The 18,684-nt window shown below is 28.6% G+C and carries 17 protein-coding genes; 2 read left to right on the forward strand and 15 right to left on the reverse strand.

Going from position 1 to position 18,684, the window contains the following annotated elements:
- Positions 1-87 precede the first annotated feature (87 nt).
- Genes asrC through asrA form a run of 3 tightly spaced genes read right to left on the reverse strand, consistent with a single transcriptional unit; the run spans position 88 to position 2,970 of the window.
- On the reverse strand, positions 88-1,134 hold the full coding sequence (gene asrC / locus AC2A4K_RS10950) for a sulfite reductase subunit C (RefSeq protein WP_322502528.1): 1,047 nt from the start codon (positions 1,132-1,134) through the stop codon (positions 88-90).
- A 12-nt stretch (positions 1,135-1,146) separates the two neighbouring features.
- Complete coding sequence (asrB, locus tag AC2A4K_RS10955; protein WP_322502529.1) at positions 1,147-1,938, reverse strand: anaerobic sulfite reductase subunit AsrB; 792 nt, start codon at positions 1,936-1,938, stop codon at positions 1,147-1,149.
- Positions 1,939-2,970: an anaerobic sulfite reductase subunit AsrA gene (asrA, locus tag AC2A4K_RS10960; protein ID WP_322502530.1), complete on the reverse strand. Its 1,032-nt coding sequence runs from the start codon at positions 2,968-2,970 to the stop codon at positions 1,939-1,941. It lies immediately after the preceding gene.
- A gap of 258 nt (positions 2,971-3,228) precedes the next feature.
- Here asrA and AC2A4K_RS10965 point away from each other — a divergent pair, with 258 nt between their 5' ends.
- Positions 3,229-4,275 (forward strand): YdcF family protein, encoded by a 1,047-nt coding sequence (locus AC2A4K_RS10965; RefSeq protein WP_322502531.1) that lies wholly within the window; start codon positions 3,229-3,231, stop codon positions 4,273-4,275.
- 53 nt (positions 4,276-4,328) lie between these two features.
- On the opposite strand, the gene AC2A4K_RS10970 is transcribed toward AC2A4K_RS10965, so the two are convergent.
- The 4 genes from AC2A4K_RS10970 to AC2A4K_RS10985 form a co-directional block, all read right to left on the reverse strand.
- Positions 4,329-4,793 carry a hypothetical protein gene (locus AC2A4K_RS10970; protein WP_322502532.1) on the reverse strand — a complete coding sequence of 155 codons (465 nt, stop codon included), beginning with the start codon at positions 4,791-4,793 and terminating at the stop codon, positions 4,329-4,331.
- A gap of 58 nt (positions 4,794-4,851) precedes the next feature.
- Positions 4,852-6,336, reverse strand: coding sequence for a sensor histidine kinase (locus AC2A4K_RS10975; protein WP_322502533.1), 1,485 nt, complete (start codon positions 6,334-6,336; stop codon positions 4,852-4,854).
- On the reverse strand, positions 6,329-6,994 hold the full coding sequence (locus AC2A4K_RS10980) for a response regulator transcription factor (protein WP_322502534.1): 666 nt from the start codon (positions 6,992-6,994) through the stop codon (positions 6,329-6,331). Before AC2A4K_RS10980 ends, AC2A4K_RS10975 begins: the two co-directional genes overlap by 8 nt.
- Positions 6,995-7,367: 373 nt before the next feature.
- The gene (locus AC2A4K_RS10985; protein ID WP_322502535.1) at positions 7,368-9,362 is read right to left on the reverse strand and encodes a bifunctional 2',3'-cyclic-nucleotide 2'-phosphodiesterase/3'-nucleotidase; all 1,995 of its coding nucleotides are present in this window, start codon (positions 9,360-9,362) and stop codon (positions 7,368-7,370) included.
- A gap of 242 nt (positions 9,363-9,604) precedes the next feature.
- On the opposite strand from AC2A4K_RS10985, the gene AC2A4K_RS10990 reads away from it, so the two are divergent.
- Positions 9,605-10,015, forward strand: coding sequence for a hypothetical protein (locus AC2A4K_RS10990; RefSeq protein ID WP_322502536.1), 411 nt, complete (start codon positions 9,605-9,607; stop codon positions 10,013-10,015).
- A 99-nt stretch (positions 10,016-10,114) separates the two neighbouring features.
- Here AC2A4K_RS10990 and AC2A4K_RS10995 read toward each other — a convergent pair whose 3' ends face one another.
- From AC2A4K_RS10995 to AC2A4K_RS11030, 8 genes are all read right to left on the reverse strand, one after another.
- On the reverse strand, positions 10,115-11,299 hold the full coding sequence (locus AC2A4K_RS10995) for an ABC transporter permease (protein WP_322502537.1): 1,185 nt from the start codon (positions 11,297-11,299) through the stop codon (positions 10,115-10,117).
- Positions 11,286-11,984, reverse strand: a complete 699-nt coding sequence (locus tag AC2A4K_RS11000; protein WP_322502538.1) for an ABC transporter ATP-binding protein — start codon at positions 11,982-11,984, stop codon at positions 11,286-11,288. The genes AC2A4K_RS10995 and AC2A4K_RS11000 overlap by 14 nt, the downstream gene beginning before the upstream one ends.
- The gene (locus AC2A4K_RS11005; protein WP_322502539.1) at positions 11,977-13,107 is read right to left on the reverse strand and encodes an efflux RND transporter periplasmic adaptor subunit; all 1,131 of its coding nucleotides are present in this window, start codon (positions 13,105-13,107) and stop codon (positions 11,977-11,979) included. The genes AC2A4K_RS11000 and AC2A4K_RS11005 overlap by 8 nt, the downstream gene beginning before the upstream one ends.
- Before the next feature lie 163 nt (positions 13,108-13,270).
- A complete protein-coding gene (gene bioA, locus AC2A4K_RS11010) occupies positions 13,271-14,626 on the reverse strand; it encodes an adenosylmethionine--8-amino-7-oxononanoate transaminase (RefSeq protein WP_322502540.1) in 1,356 nt (451 codons plus the stop codon).
- A complete protein-coding gene (gene bioD / locus AC2A4K_RS11015) occupies positions 14,616-15,302 on the reverse strand; it encodes a dethiobiotin synthase (RefSeq protein ID WP_322502541.1) in 687 nt (228 codons plus the stop codon). The genes bioA and bioD overlap by 11 nt, the downstream gene beginning before the upstream one ends.
- A 2-nt stretch (positions 15,303-15,304) precedes the next feature.
- Positions 15,305-16,264, reverse strand: a complete 960-nt coding sequence (bioB, locus tag AC2A4K_RS11020; RefSeq protein WP_322502542.1) for a biotin synthase BioB — start codon at positions 16,262-16,264, stop codon at positions 15,305-15,307.
- Between the two features lie 17 nt (positions 16,265-16,281).
- Complete coding sequence (locus AC2A4K_RS11025) at positions 16,282-16,836, reverse strand: biotin transporter BioY (RefSeq protein ID WP_322502543.1); 555 nt, start codon at positions 16,834-16,836, stop codon at positions 16,282-16,284.
- Between the two features lie 303 nt (positions 16,837-17,139).
- Entirely contained in the window at positions 17,140-18,285 is a 1,146-nt protein-coding gene (locus tag AC2A4K_RS11030; protein ID WP_416173345.1) for a DUF1002 domain-containing protein, read from the reverse strand.
- Positions 18,286-18,684 lie beyond the last annotated feature (399 nt).

Consider the following 18,684-nt stretch of genomic DNA (forward strand, 5'->3'; position numbering starts at 1 on the left):
TATAAATCGTCAAATTCTAAACTATTATTATCCTCAAATTAAAATCAACATTAATATAATTAGGTATACTTTCCTAACAGCTAACCCTTATCTTAAAGGTCTGTTAGACTCTATTGATTTATGCATTTTTATTGGTTTAACATTGAAGTTTGATCTGTACTCTGTTTCAGCCCAGAATATATTATCTGCCACTAATGCTTCTGGATTTAATTCTACTCCATCTAGAATTATTTCTTTAAATTTATGGTATCCAGCTCTGTCGATTAAATGTCCACCATGTAGGTATTCTGGTTTATAATCTAAAGCCCAAGCAGAGAATTTTTGCCAGTTACCAAATATTCCAAGAACAACTTCTTCTGTTGCAAAGTTTATGAATGTTTTTCCCATTCTAGGAGTTTGTTTTCCTGTTCTTCCACCTATGACTATTCTATAGTATTTTTCTGGTTTTCTAGTCCAAGCACTTGCAGGACATGCTAACACACATTCTCCACAACCAACACAACAACAAGGATCTTTATCAACTAATCCTTTATCATTCAAGCTTAAAACTCTTGTAGCATGATGCTCACAAGCTCTAACACAAGCCCCACATCCTATACATCTCTCTGGATGGTATTCCATTCTAGCTTGTCCTATAACACCAAAATCTTGAAAATGGCCTTTAGCACAGTCATTTGGGCATCCAGCTACTGATACTTTTATATGATAGTGTGATGGGAACACTAATTTTTCTATTTTGTTAGCCATATCCTTAGTATCAACATTTCCTTTTATACAGTGTGAATTTCCTATACATGCCATAACATTTCTAGCACCTATTGTTGGATATCCATTTTCATCAACTTTCATATCACAATTACATCTATCAACTTCAACTTCTTGTAAATAATTTTCTATAAACTTATTTACTGCTGGAATATTTTCATATTTAATTCCTGGAATATTGAATGTTTGTCTCATCCCCATATGAAATGTTCCATTTCCCCAAGTTTCTGCTATTTCTTGTATTTGTGATAAATACTTAGCATCTACTATCCCTCCTGGAATACGCATTTGAAGCATAAACTCTCCTGGAACCTTTGATTGACGAAAACAATTTAATCTAACCTTTTTAATATCTATATCATGATTCATAAATAATACCTCCTAGTCTAATAATGTCTTTGCTTTTGTATAGTTAAATACTGGTCCTTCAAGACATACATATGTTTCATTTATTCTACAATGTCCACATTTTCCTACTGCACATGACATTTTCCTTTCAAATGAAACCCATATCTTATCTTCTGGAACTCCAAGTTTTAAGAATTCTAAAGCTGTAAAATGCATCATTACTGGAGGTCCAACTATGATAACCTCGTAGTTATCTCCAAAGCTTTCTAAAGGTAATTTATTTAAATGAACTGTTACAAGTCCAGTTTCCCAACCTTCTTTTGTATCATTGTCTAACGTATATATAGTATTGAATTTTTCATTCCATCTATCTAAGTCATTTTTAAATAGTATTCCATCTGAATTTTTGAATCCAAATACAAGACTTAAAGTTTCAATATAATCAGGTTCATCATAGAACTTATTTATTAAACTTCTAACTGGTGCTACACCTGTACCCCCAGCTACTACTATTACATTTTTATTCTTAAATTGCTCAACAGGCCATCCTTTTCCATAAGCTCCTCTTAAGGCAATCTTATCTCCTGGCTGTAATTTAAAAATTTCATCAGTAACCTTACCTACAGCTCTTATAGTAAAGTCCAAGTATCCAGGACCAAATCCACTCACAGAAATTGGTGCTTCTCCAACCTTAGGAAGAGATAATTCTAGGAATTGACCATGTTCTGGAACAACATCAGAAGCTATTCTAAAAGTCCACTCTTTGTCAGTTTCCTTAACTATGTCTATTATTTCACATGTTTTAGGTGTTAAAATATTTTCCATTTACATCTCCTCCATTATCTCTTTTACTGCTTTTGAAACCTTATTAATAGTAGCTGTGATTGATATATTTTCAGGACATCTATCTGTACATCTTCCACAGCCTACGCACATATGCTCTTCTCCAAATTGAGCTTTATAATCATGAATTTTATGCATAACCTTATATCTCATTTTGTCTCCAGCTGTTTTTCTGAATACATGTCCACCAGCCATTTCATCAAATCCATCTACATGACAAGATGCTTGTATTCTCTTTCTTTCACCTATATTGTGATTTGAATCATGAACTATATCTCTTGTTGTAAAACATGTACATGTGCTACAAGCAATTGTACAACTTCCACATTGAATACATCTTTTATTGTATTCTTCCCACATAGGATGATCTTTTAATTTGTTTAAAACTTCAATATTCTCTATTTCTGGAAGTTCAACTTTTGCTATATTTTCTTCAATAAATTGAAGTTCAAACTCTTCTTCTTCTTTTCCTTCAAAATATTTTTGGAATTCATCTTCTTTAACATTGAATAATAAGTTATCCTCATTAAATCTTACTGCTAAACTATAATCATCAGTTTTATTACTATTCATTGTTGTACAGAAACAGGTATCCCATCCCTCTGTACATTCCATGCAAACAAATTTAACTCTATCTCTCATTCTCTTATAAAATGTATCTTCAAAGTTTCCATTTTTAAGATATATAGTATCTTGTCTTCTTTGTGCATTTATATCACAAGGTCTTGCAAATATAAGCATTTTCTTTTCACTATCCATTTTACTTTCTCTAAACTCATTTTCTATAAAATAGTATAAAGTTTGAGAAATTGGAGTAATAACCTCTTTAACTGGATAAGTTGACTTTTCTTTATATACTATTTCTTCTACATTATTTATAACATCATACTTTATAATATCTGTATCTGAATATCTTCCTTGTTTTTTAAATCCTTTGGGAGCATAAATTATATACTCTTTTTTAAGCTCATTGAATAAATCATTTACTTCTTGTAATTTTAATTTGTATCCCATTCAAACACCTCCAAAATTTAAACCTTGTAACTCCTAATAGTTTATTTTTTAACAAACTATTTACAACTTTATAATACTCCTTTTTGTTCCATAAGTTAAATTCTATTTTATTATTATTATTATAATAATTTACCTATATATAATTAGATTACTCTTTCTTTCTATATTTAGAATGCAAAAAATAATGTTTTAATATTTTTTGATTTTTAAATTAAAACCATTTACAATTTATATATATTTTTTATTTGGAGGTGTATTATGACTTTTATTTTAGCTTTAACAGCAGTAATGTTTTTAATCTTTCTAGTATCCTATTTAAAAGATCCTAGAAAATTAATAAATGGATTATTATTTAATATTTTTCTAATCTTTTTAATGCTATCAATTGTTTATTTAGCTTTCTTGACAGAAAATAAAATTTTAATGGTTTTAGTTGGAATATTCTTTATATTTATTATTTTTATATTATTATTTGGAATATATGTTCTTATAATAGCTTTATTGATAAACTCCAAAATTGTATTAAAACATGAAAGTAAAAGTCCAGCTAACTTGCTAACTCTCTTTTTAGCCTTAGCTCTTATAGCACATTTGATTTTCAGTTTTACTAAACCACAATTATATTTTTCTGAATATTTAAGACCTTTATTAGGAGCTTTTACTTTTATAGAAATTTACTTTATTTTTGATATATTTAATTTTTTAAGCATATCATTACTTTATAAATTTAGAATAAATAAATTAAATCAAGATTTTATAATAGTTTTAGGAAGTGGACTAATTGGTGACAGAGTTCCTCCTCTTTTAGCTAGTAGAATAAATAGAGCAATAGAATTCTATAGAAAACAAAGCAGAGTTAATAATCCTCCTAAAATAATATTTTCTGGTGGGCAAGGTCCAGACGAAAAAATTTCTGAAGCTTTAGCAATGCAAAAATATGCAATAGCTACTGGAATTCCTGTTGAAGATACTATATTAGAAGATAAATCTAAAAATACATTGCAAAATATGAGATTCTCAAAGAATATAATGGATAAATTAGTAGAAAACAAAAAATACAATTGCGTCTTTGTAACAAATAACTTTCATGTGTTTAGAGCTAGTTTATATGCTAGAAAAGTAGGTCTAAAAGCACAAGGTATAGGCTCCAAAACAGCTCTTTACTATTTGCCTAATGCCATGATTAGAGAATATATAGCTATAGTTGTAATGAATAAAAAGAGAAACTTAATAGTAGTTTCACTTATACTCATTACATGTATCGCTATATACTTATTGGACTTTTTTATAACTAAAATTCTATAAAATAAAAAAGAAACCCGTAGAATTTAGTGGGTTTCTTTTTTATTTATTATATTTTATTTGTTAATTCCATTTCCTCTTCCTTGAAAACCTCTATTTCCTTGACCATTACCACAACTTCCTCTTCTCTCCATCATATTTTCTCTTCTTCTATTGCATGCATCAGAAAATTCAATTCCTAAATATTTAAAAGCTTTATCATGAATTTCATAATATCTATTTAACTCTTCTTCACTAAGATTTCTCTTTGATTTTCCATGATATTGGTCAAAGAAAATCTTTTCCTCTCCTGTTAATTCATTATATCCCTTATCAAAAAGTTGTTTTTGTTCCTCTGTTAAATTCATATTAGAGTTATTTTCACACCAATATCCCTCTGAATAATTATCATCTGAAGTATTTTCTTCGTTAACCGCTAGTGTTTGAAAGTCATCACTTGCCTTTGCCGTAACAGTTCCTATCATTCCAACTCCTAAAACTGTAGCTACAGATAGTGTTATTGCTATATTTTTAACTTTCATCTTAATCCCTCCTAGTTATTTTATGATTTAATTATAAATCTTTGCTGTTACGCCACTGTTACGTGATAAAATTATATATATTTAACTCAACCCAAAATTCAACTCCATGCTCTTTATTTTCAACTCCATATTGTCCATCATGTAAGTTTATTATTTCTCTCACAATAGCTAAGCCTAATCCTACCCTATTATCTTCTGAACCTCTATGCTCACTTTCTCTTATAAATGAATACCATATTGATTCCTTTTTACATTCTTCTATTTTTTCTCCACTATTATAAACTGATATTTTAACTTTATTTTTATCCTCATAAATCTTTGTTCCTATAATTATTTCTTTATTTCCATCTACATGACATATAGCATTATCTATAAAGTTATTTAAAACTTGTCCTATTCTTATTTTGTCACCTATAAGCCAGATATTTTCTAAATTTAAAGAAATATTTATTCTTTCGTTTCTTAATCTAATACTAAAAATATTAATAACTTCTTCTATTAAATTGTTCAAATAAAACTTTTCTTTTTTTAATGAAAAACTTTTAGATTCTAATTTATATAAATCTAAGAGATCCTTAACCAACACTCCCATCTTTTCACTTTCATCACATATAACATTAACATAAAACTCTCTATCCTCTTCTCTCTCTGCTATGTTATTTCTAAGTCCCTCAGCATACCCATTTATTACTGTTATTGGAGTTTTTAATTCATGAGAAACACTCGATACAAACTCTCGTTTTAATTTTTCTTCTTTTTTCTGTTTATCTAATAATTCATTTAATTTTATGTTCTTATCACTTAAATTTGTAAAGGCCTTTTTTATTTCATAGGATAACTTATTTATACTATTACCTAAATTTTCGATTTCATCTCCTGTAAATACCTCTACTTTTTCTTCAAAATTAAGTTTTGAAATCTTATCTGTAATCTTATTTAACTTTCTAATAGGTTTGGTAAATTTATTTGAAAAATAAACTGCAATAATTATAGAAAATAGCATTATAGGAACAAATATAATTATTAGAAATTTAAGGGCTATATTAACACTATTCTTAATAGTGCTTATAGGAGTCTTAGTTATTATGTTATATCCATAGTCATTATTTTTGTTTATTGCACTTAAAAACTCTATATTTTCTGTTCTCTCATACATGGTATATACTTTAGAATTACTGCTTATTTCATATTCTTTTCCAAAAGTACACATTCCCATAGACTTCCCCATATTATTCTTATGGTTCCCCATACCATTTCCCATAGGTTTAGTACTAAATACTAAATTATTACTTTTATCATATATATCTACTGTAAAGCCTTTTGTTTTACTCTGATTTAATATATCATTTTCTACATCCTCATTAATTCCTTTTTCAACTTTTACATCTATGTATTCCCCAAAGTAATTTAATTCTCTGCCTATATTTTTTATATAGAAATTTTCAAAGCATGTAGCAAAAATAATTATTCCTATTACTATTAAAGAATTTATAAGTAATATTCCCGTTAGCAACTTCCCTCTTATAGATTTTATTTTACTCACCAAGTCTATACCCAAATCCTCTTATATTTTTAATAAATGAGGCATCCTTTCCTAACTTTCTTCTCAATCTTGTAATATGAGTGTCTACAGTCCTAGAATCACCCTCATAATCATATCCCCATATTAACTCTATTATATTTTCTCTGTTATATATTCTTTCTTTATTTTTCATAAAAAGTAAAAGAAGTTCATATTCTTTATGAGTTAATTCAACCTTTTCTTTATTAATCTCTATAATATGATTATCAATTTCTAAAGTTATATCATTATACTTAATAACTTTCTTTTTATTTTCTATTTGAACTCGCTTCAATAAATTTTTCACTCTAGCTATAAGTAATTTAGGGTTAAATGGTTTTGATATATATTCATCTGCTCCCATATCAAAGCTAACCAATTCATCTATATCTCTATCCTTAGCAGTTAACATAAGTATTGGAACCTCTGATTTTTCTCTTATCTTTTTACATACTTGCCAACCGTCATATATAGGCATCATTATATCTAATATAACTAAAGATATATTCTCGTGATAAAAAATTTCTATGGCCTCTTTTCCATTGGCAGCTAGAAACACTTTATAATTTTCCTTTTTTAGAAAATCTGATACCAACCTTAAAATTCTTGAATCATCTTCAGCAACTAATATATTTATCATGAATATCTCTCCTTAAAATCTATTTACACATTAATTTAATCACTAAAATATGTAAATTTTAAGTATTCTTCTTATAAAAAAAGAGTCAAAACAGTAAAAAAACTGTTTTGACTCTCTAAATTAAACTATTCTTCTGTACTTCCAACTATTTTTGTTTTAGCTTTTTTAGGTTTTTTCGTATTATTATTTTTAGCCATATTACTTTTCTCCTTAGAATTCTTCTTTTAAATTAATAATTGCAATTACTTATTTATAAACTATTATGTCTGTATTTTTATAAATGTATACTGGTACTTTATACAAAAAAATATGGTTATTTGTCCTTCATTACAAATAACCATATAAAGTCTTTTAATTAATACATTCTTTTAAATTATTTAGAAAATTTATATGTATAAGTGCTTAATCCTTTTCCAGCATCACCTTGTACTTCTATTCCTTCAAAATCTCCTACATAATCCTTTCCATTAGTATTAGATAGGAACTTTCCTTGAACTCCTTCTCCAATTATTTTCCAATTATTATCCTTAGAAGGAGTTAATGGTGATTTCGCCTTAATATAATCAGATAATATCTGTCTTGTCTCATCTTGTGAAAGATAAACTAGCTTATCCCCTGATTTTAAAGTTGGGAAGTTTCCTCCACCACCTGCTCTATAGTTATTAGTTACAACTAAAAACTCTTGGTCCATATCAATAGGTTGTCCATTATATGTTAAATTTTTTATTCTATTTGAATCCTTATTTATAACATTTCCGTCTTTATCATACTTTGGTGCTTCTGTTACATCTATATCATAATTAACACCATCTATAATATCAAAATTAAATCCTGGGTATTCAAGATTCACAAAGTCTTGTGGTTCATTTGAATCCTTTTTAACTTGATTAAATTGACCAGCACTCATTTCTAGCCACTCTTTAACATCAGATCCTTTTACTTTAACAACAGCTACCAAATTAGGAAATTTATATATATTAGATATATCTTTTATCTTTATATCTCCACTCTTTAGATTAAAATAATCTTCTGAGTTTATTCCACCTTCAGTTAATCCAGCTTTAAGAGGTGCTGTTGCACATAATACTGGTAAATCCTTATAAGGTGTAAGTTCTTCGTTATTATTAGCTATAAGACCTTGTACATATTCCTTTTGAGCATCATTTATAAGTTGTATTGGAGCACTATCTGCAACTAATGAAAAATAACTATTTAAATCCTTTGTTATTTTTCCTACTGGCGCATTTACATACTCCATAGTGGCTTCATGATATGGTTTTAAAAAGCTTACTAACTCTTCATCATTTGCTGCCCCTTTAGCATCCATATTTTTAGTACTTCCATCTGCTACAGTCCATTTCCCATCCTTATTTTGATTAAGAGTTAAATCTATAACGCCTAATTGCTTAGCAAAGTTAAGTGGCTGAACAGTAGGTGTTCCATTCATTGTACCTTTTTCAACATCAACATCTCCTAATGATTTATATTTTTCATTTGGAAATTTATCGTGAGAATGTCCTGTTACCACAGCATCTATCCCATCTACCTTTGTTAATTCATAGGCTTCATTTTCATCACCTTTATTATATTCTCCATCACCATAACCACTATGTGATAAAGCTACTATAACGTCTGCTCCATCATTTTTCATTTGAGGAACAAATTTTTCTGCAGTTTCTTTTATGTCTGCGACCTTTACTTTTCCATCTAAATTTATTTTATCCCAATTTAAAATTTGAGGAGGAACAAAGCCTATTATCCCAACTTTCAAATTTTGTTCTTGTCCATTTGAATCCATAACCTTCTCATCAATTATTTTATATGGTGTGAAAACATTAGTTTCTCCATCATCTTTATATATGTTAGCATTTACAAATGGAATATCACTATTATTAACAATATCTTGGAGATAATCTAACCCATAGTTAAATTCATGATTTCCTAATGTACCAACATCATATCCCATTTTTTCTAAAGTTGAATAAACTGGTGATTTCTCTCCTTCTTTAGGTGGATTAACCTTACCATAGTAATCTCCTAAAGGAGTTCCTTGTATGTCATCTCCATTGTCAACTAAAATCACATTATCTATATTATCATTTACATTTGAATTTGGATCAACTTCTTTTTTCGCTTCTTTTATGAGAGTTGATATTTTGACCATTCCCATATTATCTAATTCAGAATCAGTATAATAGTCATAGTTCATCAAATTAGAATGCATATCCGTTGTAGCTAATACTCTTAACTTAACTTGATTTTCATTTGATGCCTGCTCACTTTCACCTTTAGAATCACAGCCCCACAATAATGATCCCGTCATCAACTGAGCTGCTAATATTGTTGCTATTATTCTTTTCTTTTTCAAATTTTACACCGTCCTTAATTTAATTCTTAATAACCTTTTAAATCGTTTTAACTATAAATAAAGTTTAATATATCGTTTACAGAACAATTTTAACATATAGTTACTAATTTAACAAGTTATTTACATATAGACCATTTTCTTAATTTTTCCTTAATTATTTACAAAGTTTATCTATTTATTTTACATTTTGTTAATTTTTATGATATATTGTAATAAATAACTTTTGAAGGGGGAATTCTTTTATGGAAAATCAAAAACAAAATAAATTAGGAGCTGGGATAATTGCTATTTCTATAATACAAATAATCTTCTCAGCCTTTGGACTTCTTGGCTCAATCCTTTTATTAATGCCAAGTTTCCAAGAAAATATGGCTGCAATTTCTGGAGTATCACTTAATCAAATGGGTTTCAACAATGTAACAATTATTATTGGATTAGTAGCAATAATATTAGATCTTTTAGGAATAATACTAATACTAAGAAAAAAAGCTATCGGACTATATATATACTTATTAGTGACTGCTGCTAATATAATTTATTCAATTGTACTTAATGGAATTAGTATATTCTCATTAATAGGTTCATTAATCTTACCATTATTAATGACATTTTTTGTTTATAAAAAGAAAGAACTTTTTGGATTAAGTAAATAATAGCACCATAAAACTTGCATTAATAAAAAAGACGGAAATTAAAATAATTAATTTCCGTCTTTTTTATAGTTTCTTTTAATTTGAAATATAATTTTAATTTTATCTATAAATAGCCTTTATAGGATCTAACTTACATGCATTGTAAGCCGGTATTATTCCAAAGACTATTCCCTCAATTATTGAAACTAATGTAGCTCCTATAAATGTACTCATTGTAAGAATTGGCTTAAATGGCAAGAATGCTCCTGCTCCTTTAGCTACTAAGTAACCTAATAATATTCCAATTAATCCACCTATTAGGGTTACTAATACGGCTTCAAATAAAAATTGAAGTAAAATACTTTTTGGTTTTGCTCCAATAGCCCTTCTTATCCCAATTTCCCTTTTTCTTTCTGAAACTGAGACATACATTATATTCATAACACCAATTCCCCCTACTAAAAGAGAAATTCCTGTTATAAATGCTATGAATTTTGTTAATCCACCAATTATATTTTCAAAAGCTTTTGTTACTTCTTCTGGATCTTGCATTTCATATTTTCCTGCAATATTAGGATGATTAGCCATTAAATATTTTTCTATCTCTTTATATACAGCCTTTTTATCCACATCTGCATTAAGTGATACATCTAAAGAAGTTATTACTTCATTGCTATTCATATTATCTATAGCTTTTTGAGGAACATAACTTGTGCTTCCTCCAAAACTCATCATATCAACCTTAGGAAGAATACCTATAACCTCAAAATTAATTCCATTCATAGTTACAGCTTTACCAATACCACTTTCAATCGGATTAAACAATTCTTTTGCAACGTTATTATCTAATACAATTAAAGACTTATTTTCATCTCCATCTTCAAACCATCTTCCATACTGAACTTTCTCATTTTTTCCATCGTATGGTCCTAACATAGTAAATTGATTCTTATCAAAATATTGAAGTTGACTACTTGAAAAACTCATTACTCCCATAAAACCTTGAGATGGCTTCACATCTTTAACTCCCTTTATCTCTTTTATACCTTGCATATCTGATTTTGTAAAAGGTTCTAAAAGACTCATATTTGCTTCAAAGTTATCTGGTTTAAATGTTATGTTTATCTTATTAGCATTAGTTTCTTGAGAAGATTCTAAAACATAAGCTTTTAATCCATCACCTACTGAAAGTATTGTAACTACAGAGCTTATGCCAATAATAATACCAATCATTGTTAGAAAAGTTCTTAACTTATGAAACTTTAAACTAGCAATGGCAGTTTTTATTAAATTAATTGATGACATAATCTTCCCCCTTTGTTATCACTCCATCCTTAACTCTTATTACCTTATTGGCATATTTAGTTAAGTCTTCATCATGTGTTACCATAATTATTGTCTTATTATCCTCATTAAGTTTCTTTAAAATCTCCATAATTTCTGTACCAGTATTACTATCTAAAGCACCTGTTGGTTCATCTGCAAAAATAACATATGGATTATTTATAAGAGCTCTTGCAATAGCTACCCTTTGTTGTTGACCTCCAGATAACTCTAAAGGAAGCTGGTTTTTCTTTTCAGATAATCCAACCATATTTAAATACTTATCTATAAGTTCTTCTCTTTCCTTACGAGGAACATTTTTTTCATTATATAACAGTGGCAGCTCAACATTGCTTCCTATAGTCATAGAATTTATTAAGTGGAATTGTTGAAATATAAATCCCATATATTTATTTCTTATATCAGCCTTTTGATTCTCTTTTAACTTACTTACATCAACGTTATTAAACTTGTATGTACCATCCTCAAAACTATCTAATAACCCTAATAAGTTCATTAAAGTTGTTTTACCACTACCTGATTTACCCATTATCATGACAAAATCACCTTGTTCTATAGTCAAGTTTACATCCTTTAACACATGGAACTTTTCTTTACCTAAGTTATAGTATTTATTTAAGTGATTAACTTCTACTATATTACTCAACCTTCATACCCTCTTTCATATTTGGAGTAGGGTTAGAAACTATTTTATCTTCTTCATTAAGTCCACTATTTACTATAACTATATCCTCACTTCCCTCTTTAGATGAATATGTTATAACTTGTTTAACAAGCTTTCCATCTACATTCTTAAATACAAATTCTTCATTATCTGCATTTAAAATCGCTACTTTAGGAATTTCTATTGGCTTTTGCTCTAAGTTAACAGAAGCTTGAACATGGAATCCATTAGTTAAATCTTCTTGTGAATCTGGAGTTATGTTAACTTCGTAGTAAGACATGTTTCCACCAGATGCTCCTCCCTGAGCTCCAGCTTGTGCTGCTAAAGTAGCCCCACCATCTACAGGAGTGTTTCCAACTGAAGTTATTTTACCTTTTATATTTTTATTTGTTGAAAGTATATTTATTTCAACTTCTTGGCCATCCTTAATCTTAGGTTGGTCTTTTTCATTTACAGTTCCACTAATATAATAATTACTTGATTCAACAGTCATATATGGTTGTGTAGGACTACCATTTGATTCTCCTAGTATTACTTTACCATCTATAGGAGAAGTTACTGTATAATATTCTTTATCTTTTAATGCCTTTATTTGTTTTTCTAAAAGTTTTATTTGATCATCAACACTACCTGTTGACATGCCGCCTGCATTCTGACCTAAATTTGGAGCCTGCCCTCCTTGTGGATCTTGATTTTCTAATCCAGAATTTTTTAAAGCTTCTAACTGTTTTTTTGCTTCCTGATTTTGCTTTTGAATCTCTTCCTTCTGGCTTTTAGCAGAATTTAATTGAAGCTCTAATTGTTCTATTTGACTTTGAACTTGTTCATTTTTATAGGTAAATAAAGGAGCTCCCTTTTCAACAACATCTCCATTTTTAACTTCAACCTTATCTACAGCTCCCTTTGTTGCATCTAAAAATATATTTTCAACTTTTTCTGGTTCAATTTTACCATTTACAAAGACCTTATCTGTAGAAGGTACTGTATATATTTCCATAGTTGCTACAGACTCTTTGTTCATGCTCTGTTTTAAAAAATAACTTCCTACTCCGACCCCTGCAAGTATTACGACCGTTACTATTGCTATTATGTATTTCTTCTTCATGAATATCCTCCCTTATAAATTCTTTATCCTAATAATATCATATTTTAAAAAAATATGTATAAATTTTGAATATTGTTAATCTTAAATAAACCTTAAATTACCTTTTTATCTTTTATTAACAAGAATAAATATCTATATAAAAAAATAAGATAGCAAAACTATCTTATTCTCCTAAAACATTTTCTATACATTTTTGGGTTGTCTCAACCATAAAAATCATATCTTCTTCTGAAACAATATATGGAGGATTAAAGTATAAAACATCTCCTAAAGGTCTTAACAGCAATCCCTTTTTTAGAGCTTCCTTATAAATTTTATATCCTATTCTTAAGTCACTTTGAAATCTTTCTTTTGTTTTTCTATCATTAACTAACTCTATAGCATTTATCATTCCAATACTTCTTATTTCTCCTACATTTTTATGTTCTTTAAGAACAGAATTTAATTTTTTATTTAAAAACTTCCCCTTTCTATTTACCATTTCCAATATATTTTCATCTTCAAATATATTTAAAACTTCAACAGCTATGGAAGCTCCTAAGGCATTACCTGAATAAGTATGTGAATGCATAAAAGCTTTATGCTTATTATAATCATCATAGAAGCACTCATATATTTTATTAGCTGTCAAAAGTAATGCCATTGGCATATACCCTCCTGTTAATCCCTTTGATAAGCACATAAAATCAGGACATATCCCAGCATATTCAGTAGCAAACATCTTTCCGGTTCTTCCAAACCCTACAGCTATTTCATCTGCAATAAAATGCACATCATATTTATCACAAGCCGCTCTAAGCTTTTTTAAATATAGTGACGGGTATATTTTCATACCTGCTGCAGCTTGTACCAATGGTTCTATAATAACTCCTGATATAATCTCAGAATTCTTTTCCAATTCTTCTTCCATATAAGAAAAGCATTCACAATTACAATTTTGTCTATCTTTTGAAAACTCACACTTATAACAATTTGGTGCTTTTACTCTTATAACATCTATCATTAAAGGCTTATATACAGCACTATAGATATCCAAATCTCCCATTGAAAGAGCTGCTAAGGTCTCCCCATGATAAGCATCTTCTAAAGCTATAAATTTTTTCTTTTTTTCTTTTCCGCTTTGTTTATGGTAGTGAAAACTCATCTTTATAGCTGCCTCAATAGCAGAAGAACCGTTGTCACAAAAAAATATCTTATTTAATCTTTCTCCTGTTAACTTTATTAATCTTTCACTTAGCTCTATAGCCGGTAGATTAGAAAAATTAGCAAAAATAACATGTTCTAGTTTATCAACTTGATTTTTCAAAGCATTATTTATTCTTTTATTAGCATGTCCAAAAAGATTACACCACCATGAACTAACACAATCTAAATACTTTTTATCATCTAAATCATAAAGATATGGTCCCTTTCCACTCTTTATTATTATAGGTTTAAGCTCCTCATAATCCTTCATTTGAGAACATGGATGCCATATATACTCTAAGTCTTTTTTTATTAATTCTTCTTTAAACTCCATAAAGCACCTCATTAAGTTCATTTAAATCATATTCTTCTATATTCTCTAGACTTGGTACAGTAGAAATATTTTTTACTCCTGTTAACTCTCTTATTATTCTTTTATTATCTGTGTGTATTATATTTTTTCTATTAAATCCATTAAGTACTATTCCACTAACTTTTAAACCTAAGTTTTTTAAATAACTTATGGTTAAAACCGTATGATTAATAGAACCTAATCCACTATTAGATACTAATATTATTGGTAGGTTTATTTCTCTAACTATATCCTCTAGCATAAATTTTTCATCTGAAAAGCTTATAGGACATACTATTCCACCGCTTCCTTCACAAAGGATAAAATCATATTTTTCACTAGCTCTTAAATAATCCATTTTTATTTTTTCTATATTTATAGGAACCGCTTCAACTTCACTTGCCAAATGTGGTGAATATGGATGTTCTAATATATAAGAAACCATATTATCATAATCCTCTTTTAACCCTGAGATTTTCATAACCTCTTCGCAGTCCATAGGTATTAGTCCTTCTTTCCTCTTTACAGCTCCACTTAAAACAGGTTTATAATATCCTGCATTTATTCCATCTCTTCTTAATTTTTTTAGAATTAATCCACTAACAAAAGTCTTACCAATGTCAGTGTTTGTACCTATGATATATACTCCCTTTTTCATAACTAAAAAATCCTCATTCCAACTTTCTCTATTAACTTTTTATCATCTTTTATCTTATTTCCACATGTGGTTAATAAATTGCCTGTTATAGTAGCATTTGCTCCTCCTTTAAAGGCATTTTCCCCAAAGAATTTAAGTAAATGTCTCCCTGCAGCTAATCTTATTTTTGCCTCTGGATTTATAAATCTAAAAATAGCTATGGTTCTTAATATCTCCTCTTCTTCTAAAGGTGGTACATCTTGAAGCTTTGTTCCTTTAATGGCACTTAATACATTTATAGGAATTGATTTTATTTCTAATTCCCTAAGAGTAATAGCTAAGTCTATTCTATCTAAAATTGATTCTCCAAGCCCTATTATTCCTCCAGAACAAACCTCTAACCCAATCTCTTTAGCATGTTTTATAGTATTTATTCTCTCCTCATAAGAGTGAGTTTTGCATATTTCATGGTAATATTCTTTAGAGGTTTCTAGATTATGATGATATCTTTTTACCCCAGCCTCTTTTAATTTAATTAAAGCTTCTTTATCTATTATGCCATGGGAAGCACAAAGATTTATTTTAAGTTCTTTATTTAGGTTTGAGTAATAATTAACAACTCTCTTAAAGTCATCAGCATAAAGGCCTTTTCCCGAAGTCACTATAGAAAACCTATGCACCCCTTCCTCTTCATTTTCTTTAGCAATCCTTTTTATCTCTTCGTATTCAAGAAGATTATATTCATTTATATTAGTCTTGTGATGCTTAGACTGGGCACAATAAGCACAATCTTCTCCACATCTTCCACTTTTCCCATTAACTATGGAACATAAATCAACTCCATCACCATGAAGTTCTTTTCTTATATTATTAGCTTCTTTAAGCAATATTTCTAAATCACTATTAAAAAGCTTAACTCCTTCTTCTTTAGTTAATTTAATATTTTTTAAAGCCTTTTCTTTCATTTTTAAAATAAAATCCATAACTACACACCTCAAACTTATACATACTCAAGTCTTTTTAATCTTGAAACCACTTTAGAACCAACTAATGAAATTATAAAAGTCAATAATAGATCGCTTGGCAGACATGCTATAGCTCCAATACTAACTGCTGAAAATAAACTCATAGTATCACCTAAGTAAAAATTATAAATTAAATACATATAAGAAACTCCAAATATATATATAACTAAAAGCCCAGAAATACCAGCTAAGAATAAATTTTTAATAGTTATTTTCTTTAAGTTTTCTGTTATCTTTCCTATTATATAAGCTCCAAAAATAAAACCAATTAAATATCCAAAGGTAGGTTGAAATACATATGAAAGGCCTCCACCTTGAGTAAATATAGGAATTCCAATTAATCCTACGGATACATAAATTATTTGAGCTAATGTACCTCTTTTAGCCCCAAGTAAAATTGCTCCTAATGCACAAAAGAAATACTGAAGTGTAAATGGCACTATAGGAATAGGTATTCTTATAAAAGCACCTATAGCTGTAAGTGCAGCAAAAATAGGTATTAATGTTAAGTCTCTTGTCTTAATTTTCATAAATATAATCTCCTTTAATTCTTATAAATCCATAATATCTCTCAAAACAAATTTATCTTGATTATCAAAGTATATTTCATATAATACTCTCACCGTTCACAATTGTCAACTAATAAATATTTTTAGGTTTACATTTGTTTTATTAAAATTTATTGGTTTACCAAATATCCAATTTAAAGATTTTTTATTAAAACAAAAGACTATGTTTTGAACTAGTATTAATTTTAAGTTATGTCTTAGGGAATATCTAAGCTAAAATAGATCCAAATAAAAAGGAGAGCTCTAAAGCTCTCCTTTTTATTACTATTTATTTTGTTGTGTTGATTGATCTTCAGGTTGTTCATTTGACTGATCCTGTGGTTGATCTTGAATATTCTCCTGTTTACTTGAATCATCTGAATTATTTCCTGTTTTTATAACTATATTACCATTTTCATCGTATGTTATTCCGTCCTTAACCTTCTCACTAGCTGAACTAAACATATTTACAATAAAGTCTTTAATATCAACTAGAGCATTCTTTATTCCGTTTAATGCCTTCTCTAAAAGTCCACTCTCTTCAAGTTGTTTTCCTGTATCCTTTAATACTTGTTGAAGCTTATCATTCATTTGATTTAAAGACTCTTTCATAGCATTGTAGTTGTAATCTAAATCATTTATTTTTGACATGAATTGTATAGTTTGCTCTTGTTGACCTTGTGTTAAAACTATATTGTAATTATTAGTAACATTATTTACTATCTTTCCGATTTCTTCATCATTTTTAGGCTTATCTTTTATTACATCAGTTTTAATATCGTTAACTACTACAGCAGCCTCATCCTTACCTAATGTTTGTCCATCTTTAGTTTTAGCATCGCTAAGATTATTAGTTAGAGAAATTTCTTCTCTAGCAGCTTCTTTCTTTGGAAGAGATAACTCTTCTCCTGAAGCATCTTCAAATCCTTTTAATATACCTGCTAAAGCAGCAGTTCCTGTTACCTTAAATGGAGCATCTGCTTTTACATCTGCATTATTTACCCCTGATGTAAGAAGTGCATTAGCAAGCATACTTCCTGTTACCTCTGTTAGATTGTTAGTAGTTACATTTATTCCACCTTTATCCTTAACTACTACGTAAGAACTTGATATAGATTGACTACTTGCCGGAATAGGTTTGCTTGTATCCATACCTAATTGTTCCCTTATATCTTGATTAGTTACTTCTATTATTTTAACTTCATTAGCCTTTACTCCAAAAGCATCTAACATTTGTAACTTTTCTGCTTCTGTTAGATTAGCTCCTAAAGTTACTACAGCTTCAGTTTTCTCACTTTGTGCAAAAACTGGAGTTGCCATTCCAAACATGAATGTACTCACTATGGCTCCACAAATAACTTTCATTAAACTTTTCTTTTTTATCATAATCTTTTCGTTGTAAGTAATAGTTAATCCCTTTAATTTAACCATTGCTCTATTACTACAACAACACCTCCTAAAATATAATTGTTATGAGAAGTTAAGCTTATCTATTTCATCACCCTTACTAAACTTCTTCACCCGTTTTCAAATTATATCATGGCAAATATACCTAAAAATTAAAATTTGATTACTTTAATATATCTTAATAAAAAAGTAATTTCTATTTATTAATCAAAACTATAAAAACCACATAACCAAACATTATAAAGCCTAATACAATTAATACTTGTACTAGGCTTCTTTAATTAAAACCATTTAATTTTTAAGCTATATTTTAAACAAGCATTGATTTTTAGATAGAACTGTAAGGCCATATTAATGAACAATTAGTATTGCATTATTCTGGATTAGATGCTAGTAATACTTTGCAAAATTAAGTAGGTCTAA

The sequence above is a fragment of the Clostridium sp. LIBA-8841 genome, from assembly GCF_057782475.1.